This is a genomic window from Streptomyces sp. NEAU-sy36 (assembly GCF_013423905.1).
GTDB lineage: Bacteria > Actinomycetota > Actinomycetes > Streptomycetales > Streptomycetaceae > Streptomyces > Streptomyces misionensis.
Genome location: NZ_CP058977.1, coordinates 3,672,849 through 3,696,114 on the forward strand (window position 1 = coordinate 3,672,849; position 23,266 = coordinate 3,696,114).

A 23,266-nucleotide genomic window follows, 5' to 3' on the forward strand; every position below is an offset into this window, starting at 1 on the left:
TTTCAAGGGTGCGCAGAGCGCGCCGAGTCGACAACCGCCCGACGCACCTGCCGTGACGACCGGTCGGCGGACGTGCCGAGCGCGTGCCCGGCGCGCCCGTGCGCCGGGCGGGCTGCCCCGGGAGAGCCGGCAAAGGGGGTGATATGCGACCGGCCGCCGGGCGGTCCACTCCGATCGCTCGACTGTCCGCCAAACAAGCCGAGTTGGGGCCCACGTATGCGGCTTCACGTCCCTTGACGCCCTCACCTGTGAGCGCTAACAATGATGCCCATCACGGATCGGAGCCTCATGTCGCAGACCGTTGGCAGCACCGGCCCCCGCAGGGCACCCACCATGGCGGACGTCGCGCAACTCGCGGGTGTGTCGCACCAGACGGTGTCGCGGGTGCTGAGCAACCATCCCAATGTGCGCGAGTCGACCCGGGCGGACGTGCTCAGGGCGATCGGGCAGCTGGGGTACCGGCGGAACTCCTCGGCTCGGGCGCTGGTCACCCGGCGCACGCTCACCCTGGGCGTGGTGGCCTGCAATCCGACGCTCTTCGGTCCGTCCAGCACGCTGTTCGGTCTGGAGGAGGCCGCGCGCGACGAGGGGTACATGGTCTCGGCGGTCACCTTGCGCCGCTACTCGGCCGCCGCCCTCAGGGAGGCGATCGACCACCTCAGCGACTGGGGGGTGGAGGGCATCGTGGTGATAGTCCCGCACCGCGAGGCGGTCACCGCGCTGGCAGAACTGCGGCTGCCCTTCCCGGTGGTGACGGTGGAGGGCGGGCACAGCCTGCCGATCCCGGTGGTCTCCGTGGACCAGTGGCTCGGGGCGCGGATGGCCACGAGCCATCTGCTGGCCGCCGGCCACCGCACGGTCTGGCACGTCGCGGGCCCGCCGAGCTGGCTGGAGGCGGAGGAACGGGCCAAGGGCTGGCGCTCGGTGCTGGAGGAGGCCGGCGCCGTCGTACCGCCGCCGATCCAGGGCGACTGGACCCCGTTGTCGGGCTACCGGGCCGGGCAGGAGCTGGCCGGCCGGGTGACCGCGGGAGCGGCCGGCCGCGGCTCCCCGGAGGTGACCGCCGTCTTCGTCGCCAACGACCAGATGGCACTGGGGGTGCTGCGGGCCCTGCGCGAGGCCGGCCTGTCGGTCCCCGGCCAGGTCGCCATCGCCGGGTTCGACGACATCCCCGAGGCCGAGTTCTTCACCCCGCCGCTGACCACCGTCCGGCAGGACTTCGCCGCGCTCGGCAAGGCGAGCATCCGGCTGCTGGTCAGCCGGCTGGAGTCCGGCACCACCCAGGGCGACGCCGAACGCGTGGTGATCGAGCCGCGGCTGATCGTCCGCGGCAGCAGCACCCCCTCCTGACGGCGCTCCACGCCCCTTCGGCACCCTGCGACCCGCCCGGTGGACGCACCGCATCCGCGGGGCGGAAAGCGGGCGTCCGACGCGGCCGCCCGGCCGCGCCGGCCACGATTGGAGGAGACCTTGACCACCGATCCGCCCGCGGTCACCCTTGGCATCGACTTCGGCACGCTCTCCGGGCGCGCCCTGGTCGTGGCCGTCGAGGACGGCGCGGAACTGGGCAGCGCGGTGCACGAGTACGCCCATGGCGTGGTCGACCGGGAGCTGCCCCGAGGGGTCCCGCTGCCGCCCGACTGGGCGCTCCAGATGCCCCAGGACTGGCGTGACGTGCTGCGTCTCGCCGTACCGCGAGCGCTCGCCGACGCCGGGGTGACGCCCGATCAGGTCGTGGGCGTCGCCACCGACTTCACCGCCTGCACGGTGCTTCCCGCCACCTGGGACGGCACCCCGCTGTGCGAGCTGCCGGAGTACGAGCACCGACCCCACGCGTACCCCAAGCTGTGGCGGCACCACGCCGCCCAGCCGGAGGCCGACCTCATCGTCGAGCACGCGCAGCGGACCGGGCAGCCGTGGCTGGCCCGCTACGGCGGCAAGATCTCCAGCGAGTGGCAGTACGCCAAGGCGCTGCAAGTGCTGCGCGAGGACCCGGACGTCTACGCCGCCGCCGACCGCTGGATCGAGGCGGCCGACTGGATCGTGTGGCAGCTCACCGGTGCCGAGAGCCGCAACCCGTGCACCGCCGGCTACAAGGGCGTCCGCCAGGACGGCCACTACCCGGACGAGGCGTTCCTGGCCGGGCTGCACCCCGGATTCACCGGCTTCACCGCCAAGCTGGAACACCCGCTGACCCCGCTCGGCGCTCCCGCCGGCAGGCTCACCGCCCGGGCCGCCGCACTCACCGGACTGCGCGAGGGCACGGTCGTGGCCGCGGGGAACGTCGACGCACACGTCACCAGCGCCGCCGCCCAGGCCCTCGACCCGGGCCGGATGCTCGCCATCATGGGCACCTCCACCTGTCACATCCTCAACTCCGACGTCCTCGCCGAGGTCCCGGGCATGTGCGGGGTGGTGCGGGACGGGGTGGTGCCGGGGCTGTGGGGGTACGAGGCCGGGCAGAGCGGCGTCGGCGACATCCTGGCCTGGGCCGTGCGCAGCGCCGTGCCGGAGGAGTACGCGGTCGAGGCCCGCCGGCGGGGGATCGGCGTGCACGAGCTGCTGACGGAACGCGCCGCCGCCCAACCGGTGGGCGGACACGGTCTGCTGGCGCTGGACTGGCACAGCGGCAACCGCTCGGTGCTGGTCGACCACCACCTGTCCGGGCTGATCCTGGGCCTGACCCTCGACACCCGGCCCGAGGACGTCTACCGGGCCCTGATCGAGGCCACGGCCTTCGGCACCCGCACCATCGTCGACGCGTTCGAGGCGGCGGGCGTCCCGGTGACCGACTTCACGGCGGCCGGCGGGCTGCTGAAGAACCACTTCCTCATGCAGGTCTACAGCGATGTGCTCAACCGCCCCGTCCATGTGCTCGCCTCGGTGCAGGGACCGGCGCTGGGCGCCGCGATCCACGCCGCCGTAGCCGCCGGCGCCCACCCCGACATCCGCACCGCCTCCGCCGCGATGGGCCGCCGCCAGGAGAACGCCTACACCCCGGACCCCGCCCGGGCCGCCGCCTACGACCGCCTGTACGCCGAGTACCGGGCGCTGCACGACCACTTCGGGCGCGGCGGCAACGACGTGATGCACCGGCTGCGAGCGCTGCGCTCGGCCGCCCTGTCCTCTTCCCCGAAATTGTGAGCGCTCACAGAGCTGGTTGTGAACGCTCACCCGCATCCTCCGCCCCTCCTTCCCCGAGAACGCCGAGGTCGCCATGGTCATGAACGCAGAGCCCCTGTCCCCGGACGCCGCCACGGCGGTCGCCGCGCTGCGCGAGGAGCTCAGCGAGCTCCATCAGGAACTGGTCCGCTACAACCTCGTGGTGTGGACCGGCGGGAACGTGTCCGGGCGGGTGCCCGGACAGGACCTGTTCGTCATCAAGCCCAGCGGCGTCCCGTACGAGCGGCTGACCCCGCAGTCCATGGTCGTCTGCGACCTGGACGGGCGAGCGGTCGACGGCGGAGGACTCCAGCCGTCCTCCGACACTGCCGCGCACGCCTACGTCTACCGGCACATGCCCGAGGTCAACGGTGTCGTCCACACCCACTCCACGTACGCCTGCGCGTGGGCGGCCCGCGGTGAACCGGTGCCGTGCGTACTGACGGCCATGGCCGACGAGTTCGGCGCGGAGATCCCCGTGGGCCCCTTCGCGATGATCGGCGACGACTCGATCGGCCGTGGCATCGTGGAGACCCTGAAGGGGCACCGCTCGCCCGCCGTACTGATGCGCAACCACGGGCCGTTCACCATCGGCGCGAGCCCCCGCGCCGCCGTGAAGGCCGCCGTGATGTGCGAGGACGTCGCCCGCAGCGTGCACATCTCCCATCAGCTCGGCCGGCCGCTGCCCATCGACCCGCAAGCCGTCGACCTGCTCCACGACCGGTACCGCAACGTCTACGGCCAGCCCGGCACATCCGGGCAGTGAGGAGCCATCAGACCATGACACCGCCCGCCGCCCCCGAGGTCTGGTTCGTCACCGGCAGCCAGGGGCTCTACGGGGAGGACACCCTCCGCCAGGTCGCCGAGCAGTCCCGGTCCGTCAGCGACCGGCTCGCCGCCGTACCCGGCGCCCCCGTCCGCGTCGTCTGGAAGCCCGTGCTCACCGACTCCGCGGCCATCCTCTCCCTCGTCATGGAAGCCAACGCCGACCCGGCCTGCGTCGGCCTCATCGCCTGGATGCACACCTTCTCGCCCGCCAAGATGTGGATCTCCGGCCTCGACATGCTCCGCAAGCCGCTGCTCCACCTGCACACCCAGGCCGACGCCGAACTGCCGTGGGCCACCATCGACATGGACTTCATGAACCTGAACCAGGCCGCCCACGGCGACCGGGAGTTCGGGTACGTGCAGTCGCGGCTGGGCGTGGCCCGCAAGACCGTCGCGGGCCATGTCTGCGACCCGGCGACCGCCCCCCGCGTCCACGCCTGGATGCGCGCCGCCCTCGGGTACGACGCGCTGCGCCGGCTGCGGCTGGCCCGGTTCGGGGACAACATGCGCGACGTCGCCGTCACCGAGGGCGACAAGGTCGAGGCGCAGCTGAGGTTCGGCGTCTCGGTCAACACCTACGGCGTCGCCGATCTGGCCGACGCCGTCGACTCGGTGGCGGACGCGGCCGTCGACGCCCTGGTCGGGGAGTACGCCGACAGCTACCGGATGGCCCCCGAACTGGCCGACGGCGGCGGGCGGCACGACGCCCTGCGGTACGCCGCCCGCATCGAGCTGGGCCTGCGCGACTTCCTCACCGACGGCGGCTTCGGGGCCTTCACCACCAACTTCGAGGACCTGGGCCGCCTTCGGCAGCTGCCGGGCATCGCGGTGCAGCGGCTGATGGCCGACGGGTACGGGTTCGGTGCCGAGGGCGACTGGAAGACCTCCGCGCTGCTGGCGGCCCTCAAGACGGCCGGTGCTGGCCGCCCAGGGGGCACCTCGTTCATGGAGGACTACACCTACCACCTGGTCCCCGGGGAGCAGCTCATCCTCGGTGCCCACATGCTGGAGGTGTGCCCCAGCATCGCCGCGGGACAGCCCAGCTGCGAGATCCACCCCCTCGGCATCGGCGGACGCGAGGACCCCGTCCGGCTCGTCTTCGACGCCGAGCCCGGCCCGGCCGCGGTGGTCGGCCTGGTCGACGTCGGCGACCGGTTCCGGCTGGTGGCCAACCGGATCGACGTCGTGCCGCCGCCGGAGCCGCTGCCCCGCCTCCCGGTGGCGAGGGCCGTCTGGCGCCCGGTGCCCGACTTCGGGACCGCGACCGAGGCCTGGCTGACCGCGGGCGGCCCGCACCACACCGTGCTGACCTCGGCGGTGGGCACGGAGGAACTGGCCGACCTCGCGGACATGCTCCGCACGGAGCTGCTGCTCATAGACGAGACCACCCGCATACGGCAGTTCGCCAAGGAGATCCGCTGGAACCAGGCGTACTACCGGCTCGCCGGGGGCCTGTGAGCGGCTACCGGGGCCTCGCCCGAAGGCCGGTCGCGCGACCGCCTCACCGGGCGGCGAACGTGCCCCGGGTGACCGCCTGATCGAGTACGGGTGGCACCGGTCGGCGTGGGCCGTGCGTGGCTTTCCGGAGCCGCCCGGCGCACGGTCCACGGGCCGTCACCGCGGACCGGCCCCCGCACCGCGGTGCCGGGCGGACACACGGTGTCCGCATGTGACGGCCAGGCTATGACGTTCGCTCGTACGCCTGGTCCGCGCACCTTCCGGAGCCGCGACGGCCGCTGCTCCGGCACACCCGGCCGGGCGCCCCCAGGGTCCGGTCCCGGGGCGTGCGGCCGGTCGCCGGCGCCCGTCGACAAGGGAGTGAACGGCGCTTGTCGGGACGCCGGCGGGCATGGAGCGGAGGGCTCTTGGAGCATGGCCTGACCAACCGTCAGGCACCCTTCACGCCGTTCCCGTCTGACGTGGAGTCAACTACGCGTTGAGTGATCAACACCCTTGTGTCCAGGGCGAATCGGCGGTCTTCGCGGCGCCCTGCCGGGCGGACCGAGTCGGGGCGTTTTTCTTCTGTGCAACACCTTGACGCCGTACCGGTGAGCGCTAACAATCTCTGGCAAGCAAGGGAGCACGGACAGGACCGCAACGCCGATGGCGGCGTCCGGCGGACGGTGTGGAGAGGTCTGCCTCCCGCTCCGGCCGTGGCTGCGCGGCTTGTTGGGAGAGAACCGTCCGGTCCGGCCTGCGGCCGGGAAGGGCGTGCTCCGGTGGTGCCCGTACGTCGGCGGCAGGTTCTGGCGGCCGTGGCGGGGGCCGACACGGGCATGCTCCGGTCGGCCGAATGTGAGCGCTAACAGGCCGCGAGGCCTCTTCTGCAGAGGATGTCGAACATGCGTGGTGTGCGGTCCGCCCGGCGGTCGGGCACGAGACGAGGCGCGGGCCTGGCGACGCGGCCGGTGCGCTGGGGAGTCGCCGGGGTCGCCGCCGTGGCGTTGCTGGCCGTCGGGGGGTGCAGCAAGAACGGTGCCGGCGACGGCTCCTCTTCGGGATCGGGGGCAGGCACCGGGTCGGGCTCGTCGAATTCCTCGGCCGGGACGGCGATCAAGGGCGACATCACGTTCAACGACGCGAAACTCGCCCAGCTGGACGCCGCGCTCAAGGCCGCCCTCGCCGGCAAGGACCTCTCCGAGCAGGACCTGGCGATGGTGGTGAACGTCGCGACGGACTACTGGAACGCCGGCAAGGTGGGATTCAACAAGGGGCTGTCCTCCCTCGGTGTCAAGGGCACGTACCAGGCACCGGCCAACGGCCGGCTGGACCAGCAGCTGTCGATCATCCAGACGCTCAGGGGCCAGGGGATCACCGGACTGAGCGTGTCCGCGATCGACCCGACCGCCATCAAGGCGCCGATCAGCTCGGCGAACAAGGCCGGCATCCCGGTGCTGGCGATCGACTCGCCGCTGCCCAAGGAGGACGGTGCTGCCCTCTACCTGGGCACGCCCAACTACCAGGCCGGGCAGAAGGCCGGCGAGGCGATGAAGCAGGCGCTCGGCGGCAAGGGCCAAGTGGTCGTGCTGGTCGGCTCGTTGACCACCTCCAACGCGGTGGAGCGGATCGCCGGATTCGAGGACGCCCTCAAGGGGTCCGGCGTGAAGGTGGTGCAGAAGCTCAGCGACGGAATGGACGCCTCCAAGGCCCTGACCAACGCGCAGACCGCCATCCAGACCAACCCGAACGTCAACGGGCTGTACGGCGTGTACTCCTACGACGGCCCGTCCGCCGGACAGGCGGTGAAGGCGGCCGGGAAGACCGGCAAGGTGAAGATCATCTCGGACGACAGCGACCCGCAGACCCTCAAGTTCATCCAGTCCGGCGTCATCCAGGCGACCGTGCTGCAGCAGCCGTACCAGCAGGGGTACACCGGCGCGTACCTGCTGGCCGCCCTGAAGGTGCTGGGCAAGGACGCCACGATGAAGATCGTCCAGCCCTACCTGGAGTCGGACGGGACGACGCTCAGCTCCGGGGTGGGCCTGGTGACGCAGGCCAACCTCGCGGACTACCAGGCCAAGCTGAAGCAGTTGGGCATCGACTGATGGCCGCCGGCAGCGAGAACGCCGCCTCCCTGCGCGGGGTCACCAAGGTGTACGGGCCGGTGAAGGTGCTGGACATCCCCCGCCTGGACCTGGCGCGCGGGCAGATCGTCGCCGTCGTGGGGGAGAACGGGGCCGGCAAGTCCACGCTGATGGGCGTGCTGTCCGGCACCGTCACCCCCAGCAGCGGGACCATCGAGGTGGCCGGTCGGCCGCTGGCCCCGGGCAGGCCCGACCACGCCCGCGAACTCGGGGTGGCGCTGGTCGCCCAGGAGTTCCCGCTCGTGGGCCGGCTGAGCGTCGCGGAGAACCTGCTGCTCGGCCGCCGCCCGGCACGAGCGGCCGGCGGACCGCTCGGCCGGATCGTCGTCGACCGCTCCGCGACCCGGGCGGAGGCCCGGGCACTGCTGGCCGAAGTCGGCATCGAGCAGGTGGACGTGGACCGCCCGGTGGAGCGGTACCCGGTGCCGGTGCGGCAGATGATCGAGATCGCCAAGGCGTGGGGCCACCACCCGGTGGTGCTCATCCTCGACGAGCCCACCTCGTCGCTCGGCCCGGTCGAGGCCGAGCGCGTACTGGACCTGGCCCGGCGGCACGCCGCCGCCGGGGGAGCGGTGCTGTTCATCGGCCACCGCCTGGACGAGGTACGGGCCGTCGCCGACCGCATCGTGGTGCTGCGCGGCGGCCGGCTGGTGGCCGACCTCACCCCGGACGAGGCGACCGAGGAGAGGATGATCCGGGAGATGGTCGGCAGCGAGCTGGCCCGGGCCGACCTCGCACCGCCCTCCTCCGCCGAGCGGGCCCGTGTCCTCTCCGTGCGCGGCCTGACGGCGGACGGCCTGGGCCCGGTCGACCTCGACGTAAGGGCCGGCGAGATCGTGGGCGTGGCCGGTCTCATGGGATCCGGCCGCAGCCGGCTGCTGCACACCGTCATGGGCGCCCAGCCGCGGACCGCGGGCGAGGTCGTCCTCGACGGCGCGGACTTCAGACCGGGCCATCCGGCCGACGCCGTCGCCGCGGGCGTCGGGCTGGTGCCCGAGGACCGCAAGGTGCAGTCGCTGCTGCCGGCCCACTCGGTGCGGTGGAACGTCACCCTGGCCACGCTGCGCCGGATCAGCCGGCGCGGAGTGCTGCGGCCGCGCACGGACAAGGAGCACGCGGCGCGCATCATCGAGGACCTGGGAGTGCGGCTGCACAGCCACGAGCAGCCGATCTCCGACCTGTCCGGCGGCAACCAGCAGAAGGCGGTCTTCGGGCGCTGGCTGGCAGCCCGGCCCAAGCTGCTGCTGCTCGACGAACCCACCCGCGGCGTGGACGTGGGCGCCAAGGCGGAGATCTACGCCCTGATCGACGAGGCCGCACAGGACGGCCTCGCCGTCCTCGTCGCCTCCTCGGAACTCGAGGAACTGCTGTGGATCTGCCACCGGATCGTGGTGATGGCCCACGGCAGGATCGTCGCCGACCTACCGCGCGACCGGTTCGGCAAGGAAGTGATCATGACGGCGGCGGCCGGGACGCCCGGCGCGGCCACCCAGGGGAAGGCGAGCACATGAATACCAGTACGGCCGCGGTGCCGGCCTCGGAGGTGGCCGACGACAAGAGGCGCCGGCCACTCGTCCGGCTGCTGCTGGAGACACCCGAGGTCGGGGTGGTGGCCGCCTGTGTCGTCGTGTTCGTCGCGCTGGCGCTGGACAAGTCGTCCTTCGCTGGCGCGGTCAACCTCCAGGGCATGGGCTTCGACCTGGCGCAGTACGGGCTGATCGCGATCGGCGAGTCGCTGGTGATCCTCACCGGCGGGATCGACCTGTCCGTGGGCGCGCTGCTCGGCACCAGCGTCATCCTGATGTCCTGGTTCAACGTCCGGGCCGGGCTCCCCCCGGTGGTGGCGATCCTGCTGACGCTGCTGATCGCCGGCGCCGTCGGCCTGATCCACGGACTCGCCGTCACCCGGCTGAAGATGGCCCCGTTCGTGGTGACCCTGGTGACCTACACCGTCGCGCAGGGCGTCACCCTGGCCATCACCTCGGGCACGTCGATCACCGGCATCGGCGGCACGTTCAGCGACCTGGGCCAGATGTACGTGGCGCAGGTGCCGCTGCCGCTCATCCTGTTCGTGGTCGTCGCGGTGCTCGCCTGGTTCTTCCTGGAACGCACCTATGCCGGCCGGCAGGTCTACGCCGTCGGCGGCAACCCGGAGGCGGCCCGGCTGGCCGGCATCCGCGGCGACCGGCGCATCGTGTCCATGTACGTGACCAGCTCCCTGCTGTCGGCGTTCGCCGGAATCCTCGTGCTCGGCCGGATGGGGGTCGGTTCCGCCAGCGGAGTCGGCGTCGGCTGGGAGCTGTCGGCGATCGCCGCGGCGGTGATCGGCGGCGTCAGCCTGGTCGGCGGCCAGGGCCGGATCATCGGCATCGTCGCGGGCACCATCCTGCTGGAACTCATCAACAACGGTCTGACGACCCTTCAGATCAACCCCAACTACACCAATATCGTGCTGGGTTGCGTGCTCGGTCTGGCCATCACCGCCGACCGCCTGCGCGCCCGCAGTATCGCCCGCCGCGGCTGAGCCGCCGCCCCGGATCCTGCCCCGGGGCGGCACCGCCGCCGGCACCCCTCTGCCCGCACCGCGCCCGGTCCGCCCCGGCCGAGACGTATCCGGCCGCGCCCCGGGCGGCGTCCGGCAGATGCGCGACCGCTCCTCCCTCACCCCCAGAACGTGCCGTCCGGCGGCCCCTGACGCCCGCCGGGACGGCACCCCATGCCCGAGCACCGGCCCGGGCCCCCACATCCCCCCTCTGAAGGAGGACACTCGTGTCCGCACCCGCACCGCGCCTGCTGCGCAGGATCAGAAAGTGGGCGCTGTCCGCTGCCGCCGCCGGAGCGCTCGTCGCCGGCGTGCTCGTCGGCGGCGCCCAGACCTCCCAAGCCGCCGGATCGCTGCCCTGCGACCTCTACGCCTCCGGCGGCACCCCCTGCGTGGCCGCCCACAGCACCACCCGCGCGCTGTACTCCTCGTACAACGGGGCGCTCTACCAGGTCCGGCGCGCTTCCGACAACACCACCAAGGACATCGGAGTGCTGAGCGCCGGCGGATACGCCAACGCCGCCGCGCAGGACTCCTTCTGCTCCGGCACCACCTGCGTCATCACCGTCATCTACGACCAGTCCGGCAGGGGCAACAACCTCACCCAGGCCCCCGGCGGCGGCGCGGCCGGCGGTCCGGACAACCTCGCCAACGCCACCGCGGCCCCGACCACGGTCGCCGGCCACGAGGCGTACGGCGTCTTCGTGGCCCCCGGCACCGGCTACCGCAACGACCACACCTCCGGGATCGCCACCGGTGACCAGGCCGAGGGGATGTACGCCGTCCTGGACGGCACCCACTACAACGGCGGCTGCTGCTTCGACTACGGCAACGCCGAGACCAGCAACAACGACACCGGCAACGGTCACATGGAGGCCATCTACTTCGGCAACATCAAGGTCTGGGGCTACGGCTCGGGCAACGGGCCGTGGGTGATGGCCGACCTGGAGAACGGCCTGTTCTCCGGCGTCAACGCCGGTTACAACGCCAACGATCCCAGCGTCAGCAACCGGTACCAGACCGCCATCGTCAAGGGCGGACCGAACCAGTGGGCCATCCGGGGCGGCAACGCGGCGTCCGGAGGCCTGTCGACCTACTACAGCGGGGCGCGCCCCAACGTCTCGGGCTACAACCCCATGCACAAGGAGGGGGCGATCATCCTGGGCATCGGCGGCGACAACAGCAAGGGCGCGGCCGGAACGTTCTACGAGGGCGTGATGACCTCGGGCTACCCCTCCGACGCCACGGAGAACGCCGTACAGGCCAACATCACCTCGGTCGGCTACGGCAACGGCTCGTCCACCGGACCGGGTTCACTCACCCCCGGCTCGAAGATCTCGCTGCGGGCCACCACCTCGTGCTGCACCAGCGACTACGTCCAGCACGACGCGGCGGACAGCAACGTGGTGATCGCCCCGGTCACCTCCTCCAGTTCCGCCACCGACAGGGGCGACGCGACCTGGGTGGTCCGGGCGGGCCTGTCCAACTCCGCCTGCGTCTCCTTCGAGTCCGCCAACGCCTCGGGCCAGTACCTGCGCCACTCCAACTTCAAACTCCAGCTCAACGCCAACGACGGCACCTCGCAGTTCGCGCAGGACGCCACCTTCTGCCCGCAGACCGGGCACAACGGGCAGGGATACTCGTTCCAGTCCGTCAACTACACCGACAAGTACCTGCGCCACTACAACTACACCGTCTACCTCGCGAGCAACGGCGGCTCCAACGCCTGGGACAGCGCCACCTCCTGGAACGACGACACCAGCTGGGTGGTGGGCTCGCCGTGGGCCTGACCGGCGCCGTCTGACATCCGACGTCCGCAGCACGGGCGCCGCCCGCTCAGGGCGGCGCCCGTGCCGTCCGCCGGACGGCGCCCGCGCCCGGGAACGGATCGTGCTCTGCCCTACCAGCCCCGTGACTCCTCGGTCACCGCCGGTGCCGCACGCCCGGCACCCGCCCCGGGGCGCGCGCCGGAGCGGACGAGCCGGACCAGCCGGTCAGGCGCTGCTCCTCCTTCCCCGAGGACGCGCTTGCGGAGCACGCGCTTCATCGTGCCGGGACGGGTACCCGGGCTTGGCCGGACCCACTACCGCTCGCCGGACTCGGTACACACAGGAGGCTCGCATGACCGCTCCATCCCCCTCGGCCACGGCCGCACGCCGCCCGGGCACCCGTGCCGCGGACTCCAAACTGCTCGGCATCTATCTCAACGACCATCTGGCCGGTGCCACCGCGGGCGCGCTGCGGGCCGGTCACCTGGCACGGACCAGTCGCGGTTCCGCGCTCGGCCGGGCCGTCGGTCCCGTGGCCATGGAGGTCGCCGAGGACCGGGCGGCGTTGCTGGACATCATGCGGGACCTGGGCGTCCCCGTCCGCCGCTACAAGGTCTGCGCGGGCTGGGCGGGCGAGAGACTGGGACGGCTGAAGGGAAACGGGCGTCTGGTCCGGCGCTCGCCGCTCAGCACGGTGCTGGAGCTGGAGGCGCTGCGCCTCGCCGTGGAGGGCAAAGCGGCCGGATGGCAGACCCTGCGCCGGCTCTCCGCCGTCGACCGGCGACTTGATCCGGCCCGGCTCGACACGCTGCTGGAGCGGGCCCGGCGTCAGCAGAACACGCTGGAGGAGTGGCGTATTCGCGAGGCCGAGACGGTCTTCGGCGCTGCGCAGAACGAGGCAGACGGGGTGTAGGCGGGGCGGCCGCCCCGGTGACGCCGCCGCCTTCGCGGTCCGCGGGGCGGAAGATCAGACGGTGGTCTCAGGCGCCTCGGAGCCGAGGTAGTGCACCTGGGTCTGATCGCTGTGCGGGGCGAGGAGGTCCCGCAGCCGACCGGCGGCGGCCTTGACGAGGTGTCCGTCGCGGGAGGCGCGGAGGGTTTCGAGGACGAAGGCGACACGGGTGGAGTCTTCGGTGACGCGGGTGCGGTGGGCGTCGCGGTGGTTCCAGTGGCGGGTCAGTACGTTGATGGCGTCGGTGTAGACGATCTCGCCGGCGGTGGGGTGCTCGGTGGTACCGGGTTCGCCGAGCGGGGTGAAGGTCTCGGTGCCGTCGGCGTGGCGGATCCGGACGTCACCGGCGACGCGGTCGAGGTCGAAGGCGCCGGCGGGCAGTCCGTGGCGGACGGAGACGGCGTTGTAGGAGTCGACGGCCGGGTTGATCCGGGGCAGCGTGCCCTTCTTGGCGAGGCGGCGCCCGAGGGCGTCGACGCTGGGGCGGACACGGCGGGGATTGGTGCCGAAGGAGCGGTAGGCGGTGTGCCACGCCTCGATGCGGGGGTCGCTCTCGTCGGCGGGCTGCCAGGCGCCGTCGGCGAGCTGCCGCTCCAGGTGGTCGAGGGCGGCGGTGGTGGCGGGCCAGGGCTCGTGGCCGCGCAGCCCGGTGGCGGTGACGACGGCGATCAGGGTGTCCGGGAAGGCGTCGGCGACGGCGGGGCTGATGCGGAAGGTGGTCATCGGGAGGGGTCCGTTCGAACAGGGCAAGAGGGGTGGGTTGGGGGCCTGTCTTCTTCTTTGCAGGGGGTTATGCGTTGAGGCCGATGCCTCACCGGGGCGGGGCCGCGGCGGGCGTACCGCGACTCTCAGGTGAGGGCCAGGAGGCTGACGGCGACGGCGGCAGTGCCCAGGCCGACGAGCCGGCCGCCGTGGATGTGTCGGTTCACCCTTACTATCAGTGGAACGACTACACCGTACAGCGCACCGACCGGAGATAGTCAACCGAACGACCGCGCGGTGCAATGGAGCGACCACCTGCCTGGAGGGGCTGACAGCGATGGCCGAGACCGAAGCGGCGCTGCGGACGCTCGCACACAACGTCAGGGCCGCCCGCACCCGGGCCGGGCTGTCCCTGGACGAACTCGGCCGTCGCGCCAAGGTCAGCAAGGGCGCCCTGGTGGGCCTGGAGAAGGCCCAGGGCAACCCGAACTTCGCCACCCTGGTCCGGCTCGCCGACACCCTGGGCATCTCGGTGTCCGCGCTGCTGGAAGGGCCGGCCGAGGGCCGTGTACGGGTGGTGTCCGCCGACGCCGTCATGCCCCTGTGGGCCGGGGAGAAGGGCGGCGAGGCCCGCCTGATGCTGACCACCTCGGGCCCGTCCCCGGTCGAGGTCTGGCGCTGGAAACTGGAACCGGGCGAGGAGTACCCCAGCCACCCGCACCAGAGCGGCGTCGTGGAGACCGTCAGCGTCACCGCCGGCGAGATGGTGCTCGCCGTCGACGGCATCGAGCATGCCGTCCGGGCCGGGCAGACGGCCACCTTCGACGGCGACGCCCCCCACACCTACCGCGGTTCCGGCACGGAGACCTGCCACCTGATCATGACTGTCCACATCCCGCCCGGCCCCGGCTCCGCCAACTGAACCGCGCGGTCGCTCGCCGCGAACCCTGTTGTCAGTGGCACGTGTGAGCATGGACAGCGGCCGGGTGGATTGGACCGGGCGGGCACCGCGGAAGCGAAGGGGCGTGGGATGGCGGGAGCGGGCGAGGTGGTCGAGGGGCGCGTCGAAGGCGCGGGCAGCGGCTGAGAGACTGGATGAATGGACATCGCCCGCAGGAACAACGTGACCGTCACCGGCAATCCCCACGGGCCTGCGGTGGTGCTGGCGCATGGCTTCGGATGCGACCAGAACATGTGGCGCCTGACCGTTCCCGCGCTGGCCCGGGACTACCGTGTGGTGCTCTTCGACTACGTTGGTTCGGGCCGCTCGGAGCTGTCCGCCTTCTCCGAGGAGCGGTACTCCTGCCTCGACGGCTACGCCCGGGACGCGGTCGAGGTGTGCGAGGCGCTCGACCTGCGCGACGCGGTCTTCGTGGGGCACTCGGTCAGCGCGATGATCGGCGTCCAGGCCGCCGCCGTGGCACCGGAGCGGATCGGCGCGCTGGTGATGGTTGCCCCCTCTCCCCGCTACATCGACGAGGACGGTTACCGGGGCGGGTTCAGCGCCGAGGACATCGACGAGCTGCTCGCCTCCCTGGACTCGAACTACCTGGGCTGGTCGGCGGCGATGGCACCGGTGATCATGGGCAATGCCGACCGGCCCGAACTGGGGGAGGAACTGAAGAACAGTTTCTGCGCCACCGACCCGGACATGGCACGCGTCTTCGCCCGCACCACGTTCCTCTCGGATTCCCGTGACGACCTGAAGAGCGTGCGGGTGCCGACGCTGGTGCTGGAATGCACCCAGGACGTCATCGCACCACGCGAGGTCGGGGCCTTCGTCCACCAGTCGATACCCGGCTCCACCCTGGTCACCCTGGACGCCACCGGGCACTGCCCGCACCTGTCCGCGCCCGAAGCGACCAACGAGGCGATCACGGCCTTCCTGGCGGGCCTGCGATGATGTGCCGCTTTGACCAGCAGCCCGACCCGCAGGACTCGGACGACGAACTCGACACAGCGGCGTTCGCGGCACTGCTGGAGGACAGCGCCGAGGAACTGTACGACAGCGCCCCCTGCGGATACCTGTCCACGCTGATGGACGGCACCATCGCCAAGATCAACACCACGCTGCTGAACTGGCTCGGTCTCGAACGCGCGGCGGTGGTGGGCCGGATGCGGTTCACCGACCTGCTGACCGTGGGCGGCAAGCTCTACCACGAGACGCACTTCGCTCCGCTGCTGCGGATGCAGGGCGAGATCAGTGGCATCGCGCTGGAGATCAAGCAGGCCGGCGGTGGCCGGATCCCGGTGCTGGTCTCCTCGGTGGTCAAGCACGGCAGCATGGGCGAGCCCCTGCTGATCCGCACCACCGTCTTCGACGCCCGGGACCGCCGCGCCTACGAGGAGGAACTGCTGCGCGGCCGCAAGGCGGCCGAGGCGGCACGCAGACAGGCGGAGGCCGACCGGGCCAGGCTCCAGGAAGCCCTCGCCGTGCTCCAGCAGTCGCTGCTGCCCGACACCCTTCCGCGGCTGCCCGGTGTGGAGACGGCCGCCTACTACCACACCGCCTCCCCGGACCGGCTGGGCGGCGACTTCTACGACGTCTTCCCCATCGACGGCACCCGCTCCGGGTTCTTCCTCGGCGACGTGTGCGGGAAGGGCCCGCAGGCCGCCGCGCTCACCTCACTGACCCGCTACACCCTGCGCGCCGCCGCCCTCCACGACGCCGACCCCGTCTCCGCCCTCGGCACCCTGAACAAGGTGCTGCACGAGCGCTACTCCGGCCGGGACCCGCGCTACTGCACCGCGATCTTCGGCACGCTCGAACCCGATGCCACGACCGGGCAGGTCGCCGTCCGCCTCGCCTCCGGTGGTCATCCGCCCGCCCTGGTGCTGCGTGGCGACGGCACGGCCGATTTCCTGCCCACTCCCGGCGGTCTCCTCGTCGGCGTCCTGCCCACGGCACACTTCACCACCGCCACCACCGTCCTCGGCCCGGGCGACACCCTCCTGCTCTACACCGACGGCCTCACCGAAGCCCGCACCGGCGCAGACCGGACCAGCCTGTACGGCGACGACGCCCTGCTCGACTTCGCCACGAGCCACGCCGGCGACCCGCCCGACGCCGTCGTCAAAGCCCTGACCGGGTTGCTCGACAGCCTCTCCGCCGGCCTCGACGACGACACCGCCCTGCTCGCCCTGGGCGTCCCGGCCACCCACCCGCACACGAGGAACAGACCATGAGCCCGCTGAGGATCGCCACCCGAGACGGCGCGACGGGCCCCGTCGTGGAGGTCTTCGGCGAACTCGACTTCACCAACGCCGACGAGCTGCGTGAGCGGATCGCCACGATCACCCTGCGGCCGGGCTGCCGTCTCGTCCTGGACCTGGCCGGCATGGAGTTCTGCGACTCCAGTGGCATCACCGCCCTGATCGCCGCCCGTAACCACGCCCTCGCCGCCCAGGCGGACATCGCCCTGGCCGCCGTACCCGACCACACGATGCGCATCCTGCGCATCGTGGGCCTCGACCAGATCTTCACCGTCCTGCCCGGCAGCCCGGCCACCGACCGGCCGTGACCGCCAGGGGGACACCGACGGCCGTACACGGAGGGGGACTTGTGCGCCCCCTCGCAGGCATGACCCGGCGGTGACGGGCAACCAGAAGGAAACCGAAGGGTAAAGACAGAGTCACACAACGGTTTGGGAGACACCAATGGCGTCCTACAGCCGAACAGGCACGCACAAGACGAGCCGGACCAGCGGACTGGCGATCGCGGGACTGGTCTGCGGCATCGTCGGCATCTTCCTCCTGCCGATCGTCCTGGGCCCGCTGGCCATCGTCTTCGGTGCCGTGGCACTGCGTCAGACCGGTTCCTTGATGGCGAAGTGGGACATCGGCCTCGGAGTGCTCGACATCGTCCTCATGATCCTGATGTTCGCCGTCGCCGCCGGCAACGGCGGCAGCTTCTCCTGGCACATCGGCTGATCCGCGCCCGCCTTGACCGCGCATGGCGCCCACGTGATCCGCCGAGGGCACGGACGGACGGGGTCACCGCCGTGGGGCGCCGCCCTCGGTGAGGATGTCCAGCAGCCGGCCGTGCAGATGCGCGGACGCGACGAGGCTGCCGTCCGCGCCGGCGGACCAGGGATCGCCGTGCAGGTCGGTGACGACGGCGCCCGCCTCCCGGGCGATCAGCACGCCCGCCAGCAGGTTGGTGTCGTCGCGGCCGTACTGCCAGAACGCGTCGAGGCGGCCGGCGGCGGTGTCGGCGATCTGCCAGGAGGTGGGTCCCAGGTTGCGCACGGCGCCCACGTGGGGAAGTACGGCGGTGAGGGAGCGGCCCGCCTCGTGTGCCGCTTCGGGCTGCCGGGCGATGAGCGGGGGCTGGCTGGTTGCGACGATCGCGGCGGCCGCGTCGGTCTTGACCGAAGGCCGGACGGGGCGGCCGTCACGCGTGGCGCCGAGGCCGTGGGCGGCCAGGTAGGTCTCGCCGAACAGCGGTGCGTGCAGTACGGCCGCTACGGGCCTCCCGTCACGGACGAGCGCCAGGCTGACGCAGAACTGCGGCAGCCCCTGCATGAACTGCACCGCACCGTCGACCACGTCGACGCACCACATCTCGCCGTCGGCGGGCAGCGCGGCCAGGCTGTCCAGTTCCTCCGTCCAGCCCACGTGCGGGCGGAGGGTCGCCAGGCGGTCCCGCAGCACCGCCACGACCGGCGCCTCCAGTTCCCGCCAGGCCCGGGCGTAGCCGTCGAAGGTGGCCGCTGCCACGGGACGCGGCAGCTTCCCCAGCAACTCGCCGGCCTCGCGCGCGGCGGCCTCCATACCGGTCAGCAGGTTGTCGTACGTGGTCATCGTGAGCTCCGTTGGGTGAGACGAACGGGAACGCTTCGATCCTCGCCCCGGACTCTCGGCCACCCGCCCTCCGCGCCGCGAACGTGAGCGATACTGCCACCCGTGACCGAAGAAATGGCGGATGGCGTCCTCGACGAACGGGACCAGCGGCTTGTCGCGGCGCTGCAGTGTGACGGGCGGCTGTCCGCGCACCGGGCCGGCGCGGTGCTGGGCATGAGCCCGCGCACGGTGCACCGGCGGTGGCAGGCGTTGACGGCCGAGGGCGTCTGCCGGGTCGTCGCGCTGCCCGAACGTCCCGACGCCGTAGGCGCGTTGTTGCTGCGGATCCGTGCCCTCGGCGGCAGGCTCGACGCCCTCACCGCCGCGCTGGTGGCCCGACCGGACATCCCGTTCGTCGACCTGTCGGCCTCGGGCGACGAGATCCTCGCCGTCTCCTGGACCCGGCCCGGCACCCGGGATCACCTGGTCTTCCGCGAACTGCCGGCGACCCGGGCCGTCACCTCGGTCACCGCCGACACCATCCTGCACGCGTTCGCCGAGGCCTCGGACTGGCGTCACGGCGTGCTCACCGAGGCCGAACGCACCGCCCTGACCCCGGTCACGACAGCCGGTCACGGAACAACGGACGACATCGACCGGGACATCATGGCCGTGCTGGAATCCGACGCGAGAACACCGGCCGCCACCGTGGCCGCGCACACCGGGCACCCCGAGTCCACCGTGCGGCGTCGCATCGCACGCCTCGCCGCCACGGGACGGCTGCGCACGCACGTCGTGGTCGATCCCAGGCGTCTGGGACTGACCATCGACGCCAACGTGATGATGCGGGTGGCGCCCGACCGGCTCGACACGGCCGGACGGACGCTGGGCAGGCACCCGGCGGTGCACGGGGCCTTCGCCACCACAGGCGTCGCCAACCTGCACGCCGCCGTCTGGGTGCGCGACCTGGCGCACCTCTACCGGTTCATCACCCGCGACCTGGGCGGCCTCGGTGTCGATGCCGTCGAGACCGTCGTCATCGGGCAGGCGGTCAAGCGACCGGGCAAACCCGTCGCGGCCCGGACACCCGGCCGATGAGAACCCCTGCGGTCCACACCCGGACGCACGCCGGCCAGGTGCGGACGCCCTCCTGGCGACCGGGCGCCCCACGTGGCGTGGAGCGCCCGGCGCGGTCGGTTCAGAAGGTGCCCGCGTTGAGGGCCTCCTGGAGCCGGGTGGTGGTGCTCGTGTCCCAGGTGGCCCCGGAGCCGACGCCGAGGTGCGCGTTGAGGGCGGTGACGGTGGCGGGCCCGGTGATGCCGTCGGCGGCGACCTTCAGGTAGGTCTGGAGGGCCTTGACCGTCAGCGGTCCGAAGGCGCCGTCCACGTCCAGGCCCGCGCCCTCCTTGGCGTCGAGGGCACGCTGCAGTGCGGCGCAGGTGGCCGGTCCGAACTCGCCGTCCACCCGGAGCGGGCCGGTGGCCGCGGCGACGAGGGCCCTGGGCTTGACGACGCCGGGCTTCCCGGCGAGCGCCGCCTTCATCACGGCGGCGGTGTGCGGGCCGTACTCACCGTCGACGGTCAGCTTGTGCCCGGCCTGGAAGGTACGCAGTGCCTTGTCGGTCGCGGTGCCGAACTGCCCGTCGACGGTGAGACCGGCCTTCTGGACGGTGTCGAGCTCCTTCTGCAGGGTCTTCACGGCGTTGCCGGTGGAGCCCTTGCGCAGGATGCCGTCGTGGGACGGCATCGGGGCGGCGCCGTCGTAGGCGGGGCGCCCGTAGCCGACCACGCACGCACGGCCGCGGACCCGGCGGCGGAAGGCGTCGGAGGTGTTGCCCTCCAAAGTGGTGACGGTCCCGTTGGAGTGCACCGCCTCGACCAGTCCGACGTGGTCGATGCCGCCGATGGAACGGCCGCCGGAGAAGTCGAAGAAGACGACGTCGCCGGGGCGGATGCCGCCCAGGCCGTAGTGCCAGCGTCCGTGTGCCTGGAAGGCACGGGCGTGGGCGGTGGTCAGGGCGAACTTGCCCATCACCGCGGAGAGGTTGCCGGAGTGGGCGGCCTCGTAGCTGATGGACATGTCACACCAAGGGCCGGAGAAGCCGTACCAGGCGGTGACGGCGTTGTGGTTCGAGCCGGGCGGGTGCTCGGTGGTGCCGAGCAGCTTGCGGGCGGCGGCGATCATTCCCTGTGCGGTTCCCATGGCGGTTCTCAGAGCTCCATGTCGTCGGGGAGGGCGTCGAGGTCGGAGGCGACCTCGTGGTCGGGGTCCTGGCTGACGCCGGTCTGGTCGGGGTCGACGTCGAAGACGCCGGCACCACCTTCCGGGTACGGCGGGGTCTGCTCGCTCTCGCTCATGAGGGCTCCTCCTGGTGTCGGGTGAGACTGCGCCGTCCGTTCGGCGCCTGGCATCGACCGTGGCAGCGAGGGGCTGTGGAGAAGCTGAACGTTCCTGAAGCGCAGTCCTCAACTCCCGTCCGGAGAAGGCTTCTTCAGGTTGGCCACAGGCCGGCTCCCTCATGCTGGAGTCATGCGCGTACTCGTGGTTGAGGACGACCGGCGGATGGCGGAGCTGCTGCGGCGCGGCCTGGTCGGTGAGGGATGGGCGGTGGACGTCGCACACGACGGGCCGTCGGGCCTGGAGCGTGCGGGCGAGAACCCGTACGACGCGATCGTGCTGGACGTGATGCTGCCGGGGCTGCACGGATACGCCGTGTGCGGCCGGTTGCGTGAGGCGGGCATCTGGGTGCCGGTGCTGATGCTGACCGCGATGGACGGGGAGTACGACGAGGCGGAAGGCCTGGATGTCGGCGCGGACGACTACGTGACCAAGCCGTTCTCGTTCGTGACGCTCCTGGCCCGGCTGCGGGCGCTGATGCGGCGCGGACAGCCGCAGCGTCCGACCGTACTGCGGATCGGGGATCTCGAAGTGGATCCCGCCGCCCGGCACTGCCGTCGCGGCACGGTGCCGGTGGCCCTGACGGCGCGGGAGTTCTCGGTCCTGGAGTACCTGGCACGGCGCGGCGGTCAAACGGTCACGAAGACGGAGATCCTGGAGCATGTCTGGGACGACCGGTTCGACGGAGACGTGAACGTGGTGGAGGTCCACGTCAGCGCCCTGCGCCGCAAGATCGACACCCCCTTCGGACTGCGGTCCATCCGCACCGTCCGCGGAACCGGCTACCGGCTCGAAGTCCCGCGGGAGACGTCGTGCTGAGGACGCGTCGCCCACCGCGAACCGAACCCGGCCCGCGCCCGGTCGGCGTACGGCTGCGACTGACCCTCGCGGTATCCGCTCTCGCCGCCGTGCTGCTGACCCTGGCCGCCGTCGCCTCCGCCGTCGCCGCGCGCGACTCGCTGCTGACGTCGGCATTCCAGCGGGTCACCGACGGCACCGGCGCCGTGGTGACCGAATCACCCCTGTGCGAAACCAGTTTCGACGACACATGCGGCGACACCTCCCGCGACTGGCGCACCCAAGGGTTCGACTCGTCCACCGGTCAGGACGACACCATCCCCCACCTCCGGGGCGAACACCTGTCTCTGCGGCCGTGGACGGACCAGCACGACGCGACGCCCGTCGAACTGATCCGGGCCGACGGGACATCCCGGTCGTTGACAAGGGAGGACTCCGACCCTCTCGCGGACGCCTGGTCGGACCAGCGGCGGCTGAACACCACTGCGTGGTGGCTGGCGGGCGGCACGCTGGGCCTCACACTGGTGATCGCCGGCGGGACATGGCTGGTCGTCGGCCAGGTCCTCAGACCGGTGGACGGCATCCGGACGCAGTTCGCCGCACTGAGTCTGAGCCGCCTCGACCAGCGCATACCCGAACCGCGCGGCGGCGGGGAGTTCACGCGGCTGGTGGCGACGATGAACAGCGCCCTGGACCGCCTGGACGCGGCGGCCGCCCGGCAACGGCAGTTCACCTCCGACGTGGCCCATGAACTGCGCACCCCGCTCGCCTGCCTGCGTGCCGAACTCGAACTCGCGCTCACCGGCTCCGGGACCGCGGACTGGACCGACGCCGCCCGTGACGCCCTCCAAGACACCCTCCACGTCCAGGACATCACCACGAACCTGCTGCTCCTGGCCCGCCTCGACGCGCAGGCCGCACACGCGAGAACCCTCCTGACCAAGCAGGTCGAACTGTCCGAACTGATCCGCGGCACCGTCGCCCGCCGTGGCGTACCCGATCATCTGGGCCTCGCCGTCACCACGCCCGACGAACCCGCGCCCGTGACCGGCCACCCAGGCCTGCTCACCCGCGTCCTGGACAACCTCCTCGACAATGCCGAACGGCACGCGGCCACCACGATCACCGTCACGCTCACCGCGGACCACGAACACCGGCAGGCCGTGATCGACGTGGCCAACGACGGCGCGCCCATCCCGCCCGAACACCGGGAAACGATCTTCGAACGCTTCAGCCGGCTCGACGACGCGCGGACACGGGACACCGGGGGCACCGGTCTCGGCCTGGCCATCGCCCGCCGCATCACCACGCTGCACCACGGCACCCTCACGCTCGCCCCCGGCCGGGAAGAGCGCGGGGGCGCCCGGTTCACCGTACGGCTCCCCCTCACGCACGCGGACACCCAGCCGCTGGTCACCGAACTCCTGCACGCCTGGGACCAGCCCGACGACATCCCCGCACTCTTCACCCACCACGCCGCACACCAGCCGCTCGAAGACGTCGTGCCCGACCTGGCACGCGCCCTCCTCACCGCCGGGCGCGACCGCCACCTCCGCGCGCTGCTCCGCCACGTCGCACGCCAGGCGCCTGCCTGGGAGGTCACCGGCCTCGCCGACGTCCTCCGGGACGAAGGCATGCCTGCCGTGGCCGACGCACTGCTCGCCGCGCGCACGGCACGGCGCAGGCACAGGCCGGCGGGACCGCGACGGCGTTCCGGCGAGGAGACGCCGTAGAACCGCCGTTCAGTAC

Annotated in this window: 21 protein-coding genes; 17 read left to right on the forward strand and 4 right to left on the reverse strand. The window is 72.0% G+C overall.

The features are described from left to right. The first annotated feature begins 288 nt into the window (after window positions 1-288). From HZZ00_RS16980 to HZZ00_RS17020, 9 genes are all read left to right on the forward strand, one after another. The gene (locus HZZ00_RS16980) at window positions 289-1,350 is read left to right on the forward strand and encodes a LacI family DNA-binding transcriptional regulator (protein ID WP_180332977.1); all 1,062 of its coding nucleotides are present in this window, start codon (window positions 289-291) and stop codon (window positions 1,348-1,350) included. 120 nt (window positions 1,351-1,470) lie between these two features. Beyond that, complete coding sequence (gene araB, locus HZZ00_RS16985; RefSeq protein ID WP_180332978.1) at window positions 1,471-3,144, forward strand: ribulokinase; 1,674 nt, start codon at window positions 1,471-1,473, stop codon at window positions 3,142-3,144. Window positions 3,145-3,223: 79 nt separating this feature from the next. After that, window positions 3,224-3,928, forward strand: a complete 705-nt coding sequence (locus HZZ00_RS16990; protein ID WP_180332979.1) for an L-ribulose-5-phosphate 4-epimerase — start codon at window positions 3,224-3,226, stop codon at window positions 3,926-3,928. Window positions 3,929-3,942: 14 nt separating this feature from the next. Further along, window positions 3,943-5,448: an L-arabinose isomerase gene (gene araA / locus HZZ00_RS16995; RefSeq protein ID WP_180332980.1), complete on the forward strand. Its 1,506-nt coding sequence runs from the start codon at window positions 3,943-3,945 to the stop codon at window positions 5,446-5,448. Between the two features lie 884 nt (window positions 5,449-6,332). Then, window positions 6,333-7,535, forward strand: coding sequence for a substrate-binding domain-containing protein (locus tag HZZ00_RS17000; RefSeq protein ID WP_180332981.1), 1,203 nt, complete (start codon window positions 6,333-6,335; stop codon window positions 7,533-7,535). Beyond that, window positions 7,535-9,085: a sugar ABC transporter ATP-binding protein gene (locus HZZ00_RS17005; RefSeq protein WP_180332982.1), complete on the forward strand. Its 1,551-nt coding sequence runs from the start codon at window positions 7,535-7,537 to the stop codon at window positions 9,083-9,085. Before HZZ00_RS17000 ends, HZZ00_RS17005 begins: the two co-directional genes overlap by 1 nt. After that, window positions 9,082-10,098 (forward strand): ABC transporter permease, encoded by a 1,017-nt coding sequence (locus HZZ00_RS17010; protein ID WP_180332983.1) that lies wholly within the window; start codon window positions 9,082-9,084, stop codon window positions 10,096-10,098. Before HZZ00_RS17005 ends, HZZ00_RS17010 begins: the two co-directional genes overlap by 4 nt. Window positions 10,099-10,343: 245 nt before the next feature. Then, window positions 10,344-11,906, forward strand: coding sequence for an alpha-L-arabinofuranosidase B (locus tag HZZ00_RS17015; protein WP_257585842.1), 1,563 nt, complete (start codon window positions 10,344-10,346; stop codon window positions 11,904-11,906). A 331-nt stretch (window positions 11,907-12,237) separates the two neighbouring features. Next, window positions 12,238-12,798 carry a hypothetical protein gene (locus tag HZZ00_RS17020; protein ID WP_180332984.1) on the forward strand — a complete coding sequence of 187 codons (561 nt, stop codon included), beginning with the start codon at window positions 12,238-12,240 and terminating at the stop codon, window positions 12,796-12,798. Window positions 12,799-12,852: 54 nt separating this feature from the next. Here the strand turns inward: HZZ00_RS17020 and HZZ00_RS17025 are convergent, their stop codons facing one another. Continuing rightward, window positions 12,853-13,560 (reverse strand): B3/4 domain-containing protein, encoded by a 708-nt coding sequence (locus HZZ00_RS17025; RefSeq protein WP_180332985.1) that lies wholly within the window; start codon window positions 13,558-13,560, stop codon window positions 12,853-12,855. Window positions 13,561-13,876: 316 nt separating this feature from the next. Between HZZ00_RS17025 and HZZ00_RS17030 the strand changes: the two genes are divergently transcribed. The 5 genes from HZZ00_RS17030 to HZZ00_RS17050 all read left to right on the forward strand — a co-directional run bounded on the left by HZZ00_RS17030 (window position 13,877) and on the right by HZZ00_RS17050 (window position 17,469). Then, window positions 13,877-14,461, forward strand: coding sequence for a helix-turn-helix domain-containing protein (locus HZZ00_RS17030; protein WP_180332986.1), 585 nt, complete (start codon window positions 13,877-13,879; stop codon window positions 14,459-14,461). Window positions 14,462-14,638: 177 nt separating this feature from the next. Then, window positions 14,639-15,442 carry an alpha/beta fold hydrolase gene (locus tag HZZ00_RS17035; RefSeq protein WP_180332987.1) on the forward strand — a complete coding sequence of 268 codons (804 nt, stop codon included), beginning with the start codon at window positions 14,639-14,641 and terminating at the stop codon, window positions 15,440-15,442. Beyond that, window positions 15,442-16,725: a PP2C family protein-serine/threonine phosphatase gene (locus tag HZZ00_RS17040; RefSeq protein WP_180333557.1), complete on the forward strand. Its 1,284-nt coding sequence runs from the start codon at window positions 15,442-15,444 to the stop codon at window positions 16,723-16,725. The genes HZZ00_RS17035 and HZZ00_RS17040 overlap by 1 nt, the downstream gene beginning before the upstream one ends. Further along, entirely contained in the window at window positions 16,722-17,060 is a 339-nt protein-coding gene (locus tag HZZ00_RS17045; RefSeq protein ID WP_180332988.1) for an STAS domain-containing protein, read from the forward strand. The genes HZZ00_RS17040 and HZZ00_RS17045 overlap by 4 nt, the downstream gene beginning before the upstream one ends. 136 nt (window positions 17,061-17,196) lie before the next feature. After that, entirely contained in the window at window positions 17,197-17,469 is a 273-nt protein-coding gene (locus HZZ00_RS17050; protein WP_180332989.1) for a DUF4190 domain-containing protein, read from the forward strand. Window positions 17,470-17,532: 63 nt separating this feature from the next. Here HZZ00_RS17050 and HZZ00_RS17055 read toward each other — a convergent pair whose 3' ends face one another. After that, on the reverse strand, window positions 17,533-18,342 hold the full coding sequence (locus HZZ00_RS17055) for an inositol monophosphatase family protein (protein WP_180332990.1): 810 nt from the start codon (window positions 18,340-18,342) through the stop codon (window positions 17,533-17,535). A 102-nt stretch (window positions 18,343-18,444) separates the two neighbouring features. On the opposite strand from HZZ00_RS17055, the gene HZZ00_RS17060 reads away from it, so the two are divergent. Continuing rightward, window positions 18,445-19,419, forward strand: a complete 975-nt coding sequence (locus HZZ00_RS17060) for an Lrp/AsnC family transcriptional regulator (RefSeq protein WP_257585843.1) — start codon at window positions 18,445-18,447, stop codon at window positions 19,417-19,419. A 100-nt stretch (window positions 19,420-19,519) separates the two neighbouring features. Here HZZ00_RS17060 and HZZ00_RS17065 read toward each other — a convergent pair whose 3' ends face one another. Then, on the reverse strand, window positions 19,520-20,524 hold the full coding sequence (locus HZZ00_RS17065) for a peptidoglycan-binding protein (protein ID WP_180332991.1): 1,005 nt from the start codon (window positions 20,522-20,524) through the stop codon (window positions 19,520-19,522). Between the two features lie 8 nt (window positions 20,525-20,532). After that, window positions 20,533-20,679, reverse strand: a complete 147-nt coding sequence (locus tag HZZ00_RS17070; protein ID WP_180332992.1) for a hypothetical protein — start codon at window positions 20,677-20,679, stop codon at window positions 20,533-20,535. A 172-nt stretch (window positions 20,680-20,851) separates the two neighbouring features. Between HZZ00_RS17070 and HZZ00_RS17075 the strand changes: the two genes are divergently transcribed. Both HZZ00_RS17075 and HZZ00_RS17080 read left to right on the forward strand, forming a co-directional pair. Then, window positions 20,852-21,538, forward strand: a complete 687-nt coding sequence (locus HZZ00_RS17075) for a response regulator transcription factor (RefSeq protein WP_180332993.1) — start codon at window positions 20,852-20,854, stop codon at window positions 21,536-21,538. Continuing rightward, on the forward strand, window positions 21,532-23,250 hold the full coding sequence (locus HZZ00_RS17080; RefSeq protein ID WP_180332994.1) for a HAMP domain-containing sensor histidine kinase: 1,719 nt from the start codon (window positions 21,532-21,534) through the stop codon (window positions 23,248-23,250). Before HZZ00_RS17075 ends, HZZ00_RS17080 begins: the two co-directional genes overlap by 7 nt. Window positions 23,251-23,266 lie beyond the last annotated feature (16 nt).